Below are 9,046 nucleotides of genomic sequence, written 5' to 3'. Positions count from 1 at the left end.
CTTCGACCAAGGCGACCAGATCTTTGCTCTTGAAAGGTTTGGTGATGCAGGCCGTAGCCCCTGGCACATGGATGCTGTCAATGCCCAGTCGTCTGGTCACCGAATCCGGACTGCCCGAAGCCACGATGATGGGCAAACTGGGGAATTTGACGCGAACCTGCTCTATGAACGCCACACCGTTCATGTTGGGCATGACCAAGTCCGTGATGATCAAAGAAACGGGCGTTTGCTCCAACCAATCCAAAGCCTCTACACCGTCGGCCGCACCGATGACCGTGTACCCGAACACCTCCAAGGTTTCTTGAACGCCTTCGCGCAACAAGACCTCATCTTCAACGAGCAAAATAGTGGTCATACATGGGTGTTGGCGGGTCGGGAAAGTACAAATTCGTCAAATCTAAACTGAAGAGTGATTTTATCAACTGATACCGACAACCTGTCTATAAAAATAGGATTTATTTACCTACCTGGAACATCGAGTAAGCAAGTGTTTTTACCATTTTCAAATGGTTAAAACGACACTAGGATTCGGTCCATGCCACAAACAACCGGTCTCATTCTTTCAGGTGGTGGTGCCCGTGCTGCTTACCAAGTTGGGGTGTTGGCAGCCATTGGTCGCATGCGACGCGAAGCCGGAGCCGCCCAAGGGAACCCTTTTCCGGTGATTTCCGGCACCTCGGCTGGGGCCATCAATGCCGCATTTTTGGCCAGCAATGCCGACCGATTCGACGAGGCCATCGACGAGCTGGTCGATGTTTGGCGACATTTCCGGGTAGAACAGGTCTACCGCTCCGACGTCTTGGGCATGATCCGTTCTGGCGCTCGCTGGATTTCTTTGCTTTCATTGGGATGGCTCATCACCCAAAAGCGCTTGCGTCCAAAATCACTGTTGAACAACGACCCTTTGAGCCGGTTGTTGGCTGAAAGGATAGACCTTCAGCGCTTGCCCGACTTGCTAGAACAGGGGCATTTGCGCGCGCTCGCCATCACAGCGTCCAATTACAGTACCGGCGAGCACGTCACTTTTTACGACAGCCGCCATGCGGTCACGCCCTGGGTGCGCAACCAGCGGCTGGCACAACACGGCCCTCTTTCGCACGATCACCTCCTCGCCAGCTCGGCCATTCCCTTTATTTTCCCGGCCATGCAACTCGAAGGGCCTCAAGGTTGCGCCTATTTTGGCGACGGCTCCATGCGACAAACTGCCCCCATTTCCCCAGCGATCCATTTGGGGGCCAGCAAAATTTTGGTGGTGGGCGCGGGTCGAATGCTGGAGCCCCCCAAAAAGGACACCGGTGAATCCACTTACCCTTCCTTGGCGCAGATCGCAGGCCATGCCTTGTCCAGCATTTTTCTCGACTCTTTGGCCGTGGACGTGGAGCGCATGAACCGCATCAACCAAACCTTGGCGCTGATACCCGAGGACAAACGCCCGTCCACCCACTTGCGTCCGGTGCAACTGCTGCTGATCGCCCCATCGCAGCGCTTGGATGCGATTGCAGCCAGGCATGCTGAGGCACTGCCCAGCACCGTCAAAAGCCTGTTGCGCACCTTGGGCGCCAGCCTCAACTCACTTCAAGGCCAGGGCAATGCACTGGTGAGTTATCTGTTGTTCGAAGCCGTCTACACCCGCGAACTCATTGCTTTGGGTGAGGCCGATGCTCTGGCACAAAGCGATGAAATTCATCGGTTTTTTGGCTGGCAAAACAGCCACCCATGACACGCCCTTCACGACCTGTCGCAACAATTACAGCGCATCAGAACAGAGGTGGACATGATTTGTCATTCCCTCAATCAACAGGAGTCGAGACATGGTGCGTAGACGACAGTGGATGCAATGGGCCGGCCTGGGAGCCGCTTCGCTGGGTGAGATGGGCCGCGCATGGGCTGGTCCCTTTCCAGAAAAACCGATCAAACTCATCGTCCCCTACCCTGCTGGCGGCGGCGCCGATCAGTGGGCCAGGATCGTGGGGGGCAAGGCTGAGAAATTATTGGGCCAACCCATCGTGATGGATTACAGGCCCGGTGCCAGCACCACCATCGGCGCGGATGCTGCCGCCAAAGCACCCGCCGATGGTTACACCGTCCATTTGATTGACAGCACCGCTTTCGCTTATGTGCCCAACATGCGCAAGGTGTCTTACGACCCGCTCAAAGCGTTCACGCCCTTGGTGCATTTGGGGGAATTGCCATTTGTGCTGGTCGCCCATCCCTCCGTGCCTGTTCGCCATTTGCAAGATTTGATTGCCTTTGCCAAAGCGAACCCCAACAAACTCAATTGCGCCAGCGCAGGGGTGGGCTCACCCCACCATTTGATTGCTGAAATTTTCAAGCAACGTGCGGGCATTGCCATGAACCATGTGCCCTACAAAGGAGCCGCCCAGTACATGGCCGATTTGGTGGGTGGGCAGGTCGACTTGGCTGTCTCCACATTGGGACCGGCCATGCCCCATATTCAAACGGGTCGCATCCGTGCTTTGGCCGTGTCTTCGGGACAGCGTTCGACAGCCATGCCCGATGTGCCGACCATCGCCGAGCAGGGATTTGCGGGCTTTGATGAAAAGCCCTGGAATTGTTTTGTGACCAACGCCGGTGTGCCCGCCGAAGCATTGGACCGCTTGCGTTCAGCCTTTCGTGCCACGCTCGATGACCCCGAGGTGGTTCAGGCTTTGCGCAAGACAGGGGTGGAAGAAGTGGGCCGCATGCCACTGGCCCAGATCAGCGAGCAAATGCGTCTGGACCATGTGAAATGGGGCGATGTGATTCGCCGCGCCAAAATCACCATGGACAGCTGATCTTCGCTGCCCCTTATCAGGGCCTTTGGGCGGGCCTCAAGCCAATGGCCGGGCCTTGTCGGGGTATTGGTCAAACACCGTGCCCTTGGCGAACAGGGCCGCCATGTCCTCGGCCGAATAGCCCAGCTGCTGGAGCACCGCCTTGGAGTGCTGACCCAGCCAAGGGGCTGGCTGCCGAATACTGCCCAAAGCCCCACTCGATTTGATGGGCAAGCCCAATGTCTTCATGGGGCCAATGATGGGGTGATCCATGTCGTGCACCATTTGCCGGGCCAGGACATGCGGGTCTTTCAGGGCTTGCTCGTAGCCAAAAACCGGCCCCCCGGGGATACCCACGGCGTCAAGCCGCGCGACCCAGTGGGATGTCATTTGTTGCGTGGTGACCGACTCAATGTCACGCTCCAGCGCATCCACGTTGTGGACCCGCAATGCCTGCGTCAAGTAATCCGCGCGTTGGAGCCAATCGGGCCGGGCAATGACTTTTTCGCAAAAAGCCACCCACATTTTTTGTGTGCCTGCACCCACCGTGACATAACCATCTTGGGTCCGGTAAGCCTGGTAAGGGGCCGAGCGTCTGTGGCGGGTGCCCGTGGCCGTGGGGATTTCGCCCGACCCGAAATAGGCCCCGAACTCCCAAGGGGTCCAGGCCAGACCGGCCTCCAGCAACGAGGTCTCCAGGTACTGGCCTTCGCCAAAACGCAGTTTACCGATCAAGGCCCCCAAAATGCCCGAAAGCGCAGTCACGCCACTGGCGATGTCGTTCATGGCAATGCCCACTTTGGCCGGACGCCCGCCCGGCTCGCCCGTCATCATCATGATGCCGGACATGCCCTGGGCAATGATGTCAAAGCCGCCTTTTTGGCCATACGGTCCCGTTTGGCCAAAGCCCGACATCGAGGCGTAAATCACGCCGGGGTTGTCGAGGCGTATGCGCTCGTAATCCAGCCCCATGCGCTGGACCACACCCGGGCGGAAGTTCTCCATCACGATGTCCGATTGCGCTGCCAACTGGAGGGCGATCTTCAGCCCGGCCGGGTCTTTGAGGTTCAGGGCGATGCTTTGTTTGTTGCGGTTCAAGACCGCAAAGCAATAAGACTCACCGTTGACTTTGGGCTCAAACTGGCGCGATGTGTCGCCTGTGTCGGCATTTTCCAGCTTGACGACCTCGGCCCCCATGTCCGCCAGAACCATGCTGCAGTAAGGGCCAGCCAGCACGTTGGTCAAGTCCAGGACCCGCAGGCCAGACCAAGGGAGTTTCATGGGGCACTTTCGGAGTGAGCGTGACGAATTCAGCGGCCGATGAAAACCGGTGGGCGTTTTTCCATGAAAGCGGTTCGCCCTTCTTTGAAATCGGCGCTGTTGAAACACTGCGCCACCAATTGGTCACACAGGGCCACATTGCGTGAAGACGCGTCTTTGACGATCTCACCCACAATGGTTTTGATGGAGGCCACGGTCATGGGCGCGTTGGCTGCAATGGTGTGGGCATACTGCGTCACATAAGCCAACAGTTCTTCTCTGGGCACCATGCGGTTGATCAGCCCCATGGCCAGCGCCTCAGGCGCACTGAATTGCCGCGCCGTGAAAAAGATTTCTTGCGCAAACGAAGGGCCGACCACGTCCACCAGTTTGCGCACACCGTCGAATTCATAACCCAACCCCAGTTTGGCCGCGGGCACCGCAAACCGGGAATGGTCTGCCGCAATCCGGATGTCGCAGTTCAGTGCCACGCCCACCCCGCCGCCAATGCAATAGCCCTGGATCATCGCCAAGGTGGGTTTGTTGAGGTTTTTCAGCGCCTGCATGCCTTCTTGCGCCACAGCGTCGTAACGTTGGGTGGCCTCGGCGGAGTCGCGTTGTTCGGCAAATTCCGAAATGTCAGCGCCCGACACAAAGGCCTTGTCGCCAGCCCCGTGCACCACCACCACGCGGATGTCGTCGTCGCGCGCAAAGTCGCTGGCAATGTCCGCCAGTCCCTGCCACATCTCCAATGACACTGCGTTGTGTCGGGCCGGGTTGTTGAAGGTGATCCAGCCCACATGCTGGTCTTTGTGGGCGGCCATCTTGTCGGTTTTCAAAAGGCTCATGAAGCGGCTCCAAAGAAATGGCTTGCCAGTATGTGTCCCATCCGGCTGCACAAGGGTTACCCGTGCGACAGCCACCACAGGCAGGCACGTGCTTTCAAAAGCCTTTGGCGGTGGATGACCCGTGGGCGAATGCCACGCCCAAAAGACCATCGGGCATCCCAAATGCATGTCTGTACTTAACACCCGCAGCGGTGGGTGCAGCCCCTGCCCTTGGTGGTGGATTCAAAACGCCAAACTATTGAACAGGTTTGGGTGCCAGCTGTGATGGGGCCGCCGCCGATGGGGCCATATTGGGCTGAACCAGCGGCTGAACCAAAGGTTGGACCATGACAGGCGGCTGGTTGTTTTGCATAGGCGTGGGAGGCCTTGCCTTGGCCACAGCACTGACTTGCGCTGAAGAAGCGCCATCCGATCCCGTCGGTTTGTTGTCAGTCGGTGGATTGGTCATATTGATGTGCTTCAACTCATTGATGCGGTCAATCATGGCCACAAAGTTGGGCGAATCGGCATGGCCCAACCAGGTGTTTCGGTTGGCACTGATCAAGGCAATTTGGAATGGCGTACAGCTGGGACCAAACTTTTTCAACCAATCTTTGGCCCTCACGCCTCTTTCTTGCACATCGTGAGTTTCCAAGGCAATGGCTTTCAAATCGGCCACGATGCAAGTGGCCTCGGATGTTGTGGGTGGAGCCCCAGTAGATTTAGGTTTATTTTGAGCTTGAGCGCTTAAAACCAAAAAAATCAGTACAAACCACAACCCAATCCCGCGAACAGCGTTCATTTGACAAGCCCTTGGTGGATCCGATGAAACAGCTTTATTTTAGAACTTTTAAAATTAAAAGATAGCTTTTTTCAGTTAGGTGAGATGAATTGGCGTTCAACAAAATTGCGCAACGCGACAGCTCCACTTCAATCAGGCACTGCTGGGATCTCAGATCTTGGTGAGCGGTACCTGCCCAGAAATTGTGACATGACGAAGACAGATGGATAAAGAAAGCACAGAAATACCAGATGCGTACTTTTTAATAATATTTTCCGCATTTACACAAAATCATAACGACGAAACTAAAAAAACGATCATTAATGTTGAATTCGCACATACAATCTTAAAAAATTGAGCACAGACCAAGTGTTTTCGTTAAACAGTCAACTTTCATCCCCCACTTGTGAAGCATTTAGTATTAACTAAAGCATCCTAAATATGCAAAAGATGAGAAAAAATTCAAAATCCAAGTTCAGTTTGCCTGCAATTGGATTGGGAGCCCTGCTTGCTGACCAAGTCGTCGCCAGCATGCGCTCATCTTTTGACGAGCATTCCAAGTCCCTGGCAGTCGCTCGCAATGCCATGGACCAGATCAGTTCCGATGGATCGGCTGTGGTTGAGGCGGACATCTCTCAATCCTTGAAAGATTTGAACGACTTGGTTCAGTCCGAACTGGAGATGGTTTCCTCGGAACCGGCTGATCTGCAGTTCAGTGAAGCCGGTTTGAATGATTCAAATTTTTCCGATACCTCCACAAACACCTCCGTTGTCGAAGGCTTTGTTGAATCGGAGGTGGACAATTCCATTTTGCTTGCGCAAGCCGATGGCAATCCAGCAACTGTCACTGACCAGTCCAACCCTGTGCTTGCACAACTGGCCCAGAACACAAGCCCCAGTTCAACCACTTCATCCGATGCTCAACCTGCCGAAAAAGCAGCGAGCGTTACCGACGGCGATGGCTTCAGTTGGCCATTGATGGGAGGTGCTTTGGCGGGTTTGGCCGTACTTTCAGGCGGTGGAAGCGATTCTTCAACCACAGCCCCCACTGAGTCACCAACCAGTCCACTGAAAGACATCAAGGCGCCCACAGCGACTGTTTCTATTGCTGACAAAACTCTGACCGCGGGCGAGCAAACCACCATCACGGTCACCTTCAGTGAGTTGGTCAAAGATTTTGAACTGTCAGATTTGAACGCACCCAACGGTGTTTTGTCCGACTTGGTTCAAAGTTCACAAAACCCACTCGTTTGGACTGCCAAGTTCGTCCCCACCGCCTCCACTGAAGACCTCACCAACACGGTGACACTTTCCGGTCCATATGCCGATTTGGCGGGTAACGCGGGTACTGCGGCCACCAGTGAGAACTACATCGTCGCCACTCAATTGGATGGCGGCACCTTGGCAGATGGCTACATCGATGGCGCTACCGTTTTCCGCGATCTCGATGGTGATGGCATCCAGGGCAATGGTGAAAACTCGGTCGAAACTGCGGGAGATGGCACTTTTGCAGGTCTTGGCGGCTACGGCGGCACCATCGTCGCCTTTGGCGGTACCGATATTTCGACAGGCTTGAAATTCCAAGGTGTTTTGAAAGCCCCTGACGGCTCGGAAGTGATCAACCCTTTGACCACCATGGTGTCTGCGCTGACGGGCGATATGACGGACAAGTCCCCCAGTGAGATCGCTGACACCATCTCCGCGGCAGAGGACAAGGTCGCCAACCTTCTGGGCATCGACCCTGACTTGGGTGCCATCACGCAAATTGACCCTCTCGCGCTGATTGCAGCAGGAGGTCCTGACGCGTCTGCGGCATTGAGTATGCAGCTGCAGGCCTTGCAAGTGGCCAACGTGTTGGTGACCTTGACGCAAACGATTGTCAATTCTGGGGTGGCGGCTGATGCCAGTGCCGCATCCTTGTTGATCGCTGATGCGCTTGTCGACATGGTCAACGTCGCCTCTGAATCTGGGTCCCTCGACCTGACCGACTCAAGCGTGATCAATGGCTTATTCACCTCTGTGGTGAGCGCGGCGTCGGAATCTGGCGACGTCAGCGCATCGGCATTGGCTTCGCTGCAAAACTCTGCTGAGCAAGCATCCGATGCCTTGGCTGCGGTCAACGGCAAAATCGATGCGATTGACCCCAACTCTGGCATCCAAGGCCTGACCACTGCGGTGGCAGCGCAATTGGTCATTGTGGGTGAAAACGGTTTGCTGAACGCCTTGAGCACGGGGCAAGAGTTTTCAACGGACAACTTAGACCAACTCATCAATGACAATTTGGACAATGTCAAGGATGTGGTGAGGCCAACCGATGAGCCGACCGGTGAACCCACGGATGCGCCAACGGGTGAACCCACGGATGCGCCTACCGATGAACCCACGGATGCACCTACCGATGAACCCACGGATGCACCTACCGATGAGCCCACGGATGCACCCACCGATGGACCCGATGGCGGCGGTGGCGGCGCTGGTGGTGATTCGCGGGATGGTAATTGGGATGTCGCAGATGCCAGCGATCCTGACCGACCAAGTGGCATGACCGTCAGCGGCAGCACCTATACGCTGAACACCAGTTTGAGCGCATTGGCCGCCTCGGGCATTCGTTCTGTCACGAACAGTGGCACTACCGCTTCGATAGTTGCGAATGGTTATGGTTCGTCCACCCCAATCACCGACTTGGTGTTTGATGAAGACTCTTTGCGTGTGTCACTGAACCTGACGGCATCCGACGATGCTTTGGATGCGTCCTCTGATGGCACTGTCAATCTGAACACCAGCTTGAGTTCACTGGCCTCCATGGGCATTGACAGAGTTACAGTCGATTCAGATGATATCGATACCGTGAATGTGCTGGGCTATGGCTCAGCAGACCCAGTTTCTGGCATTGTATTTCACGCTGACCCTGATGTGAACTTGCTATTGACCAATGCAGACGACGCGCTCGACGACGGCGACTCTTTGACAGACGGCACCGTCAATCTGAACACCAGCTTGAGCGCCTTGCGATCTATGGGCATCGACACCATCGAAGCGGATTCTGGTGGTTCTGTCGACGCAGTGAATGTGTTGGGCTATGGCTCAAAATCAGAAGTCTCGGGTCTGGCATTTGCCGATGGTTTGGATGTGACCTTGCAGTTGACGGACGCAGACGATGCGCTGACTTCCTTCTCCAACACATATGATGGCACCGTCAACCTGAACACCAGCCTGAGCGCATTGAGCACCATGGGCATCGACTCCATTGAAGCGGATTCTGGAGGTTCTGTCGACGCAGTGAATGTCCTGGGCTATGGCTCAAAATCAGAAGTCTCGGGTCTGGCATTTGCCGATGGTTTGGATGTGACCTTGCAGTTGACGGACGCAGACGATGCGCTGACTTCCTTCTCCAACACATATGA

General features: G+C 55.6%; 7 protein-coding genes. 3 read left to right on the top strand and 4 right to left on the bottom strand.

Annotation, left to right across the window (positions count from 1 at the left end; genetic code table 11):
• Positions 1-355: response regulator (locus tag Q0O19_RS12870; RefSeq protein ID WP_295523602.1), on the bottom strand; the 355-nt coding region annotated here is incomplete at its 3' end.
• Positions 356-535: 180 nt separating this feature from the next.
• On the opposite strand from Q0O19_RS12870, the gene Q0O19_RS12865 reads away from it, so the two are divergent.
• Positions 536-1,720, top strand: coding sequence for a patatin-like phospholipase family protein (locus tag Q0O19_RS12865; RefSeq protein WP_295523600.1), 1,185 nt, complete (start codon positions 536-538; stop codon positions 1,718-1,720).
• 91 nt (positions 1,721-1,811) lie between these two features.
• Positions 1,812-2,795, top strand: coding sequence for a tripartite tricarboxylate transporter substrate binding protein (locus Q0O19_RS12860; protein WP_295523598.1), 984 nt, complete (start codon positions 1,812-1,814; stop codon positions 2,793-2,795).
• A 36-nt stretch (positions 2,796-2,831) separates the two neighbouring features.
• Here the strand turns inward: Q0O19_RS12860 and Q0O19_RS12855 are convergent, their stop codons facing one another.
• From Q0O19_RS12855 to Q0O19_RS12845, 3 genes are all read right to left on the bottom strand, one after another.
• The gene (locus Q0O19_RS12855; protein ID WP_295523596.1) at positions 2,832-4,055 is read right to left on the bottom strand and encodes a CoA transferase; all 1,224 of its coding nucleotides are present in this window, start codon (positions 4,053-4,055) and stop codon (positions 2,832-2,834) included.
• A 29-nt stretch (positions 4,056-4,084) separates the two neighbouring features.
• Positions 4,085-4,882: an enoyl-CoA hydratase gene (locus Q0O19_RS12850; protein ID WP_295523594.1), complete on the bottom strand. Its 798-nt coding sequence runs from the start codon at positions 4,880-4,882 to the stop codon at positions 4,085-4,087.
• Positions 4,883-5,117: 235 nt separating this feature from the next.
• Positions 5,118-5,540: a hypothetical protein gene (locus Q0O19_RS12845; protein WP_295523592.1), complete on the bottom strand. Its 423-nt coding sequence runs from the start codon at positions 5,538-5,540 to the stop codon at positions 5,118-5,120.
• A 633-nt stretch (positions 5,541-6,173) separates the two neighbouring features.
• Here Q0O19_RS12845 and Q0O19_RS12840 point away from each other — a divergent pair.
• Positions 6,174-9,046, top strand: a 2,873-nt coding sequence (locus tag Q0O19_RS12840) for an Ig-like domain-containing protein (protein ID WP_295523590.1), incomplete at its 3' end; no start/stop codon positions are given.

Source organism: Limnohabitans sp. Rim8 (assembly GCF_945869175.1).
GTDB lineage: Bacteria > Pseudomonadota > Gammaproteobacteria > Burkholderiales > Burkholderiaceae_C > Limnohabitans_A.
Note: the sequence above shows the minus strand (reverse complement) of the source record. Positions and strands in the feature narration are given on the sequence as shown.

Excerpts from the sequence above, each read along its gene's own strand:
- Q0O19_RS12855 (WP_295523596.1), bottom strand. The coding sequence starts at position 4,055 with ATGAAACTCCCTTGGTCTGGCCTGCGGGTCCTGGACTTGACCAACGTG.
- Q0O19_RS12850 (WP_295523594.1), bottom strand. The coding sequence starts at position 4,882 with ATGAGCCTTTTGAAAACCGACAAGATGGCCGCCCACAAAGACCAGCAT.
- Q0O19_RS12860 (WP_295523598.1), top strand. The coding sequence starts at position 1,812 with ATGGTGCGTAGACGACAGTGGATGCAATGGGCCGGCCTGGGAGCCGCT.
- Q0O19_RS12865 (WP_295523600.1), top strand. The coding sequence starts at position 536 with ATGCCACAAACAACCGGTCTCATTCTTTCAGGTGGTGGTGCCCGTGCT.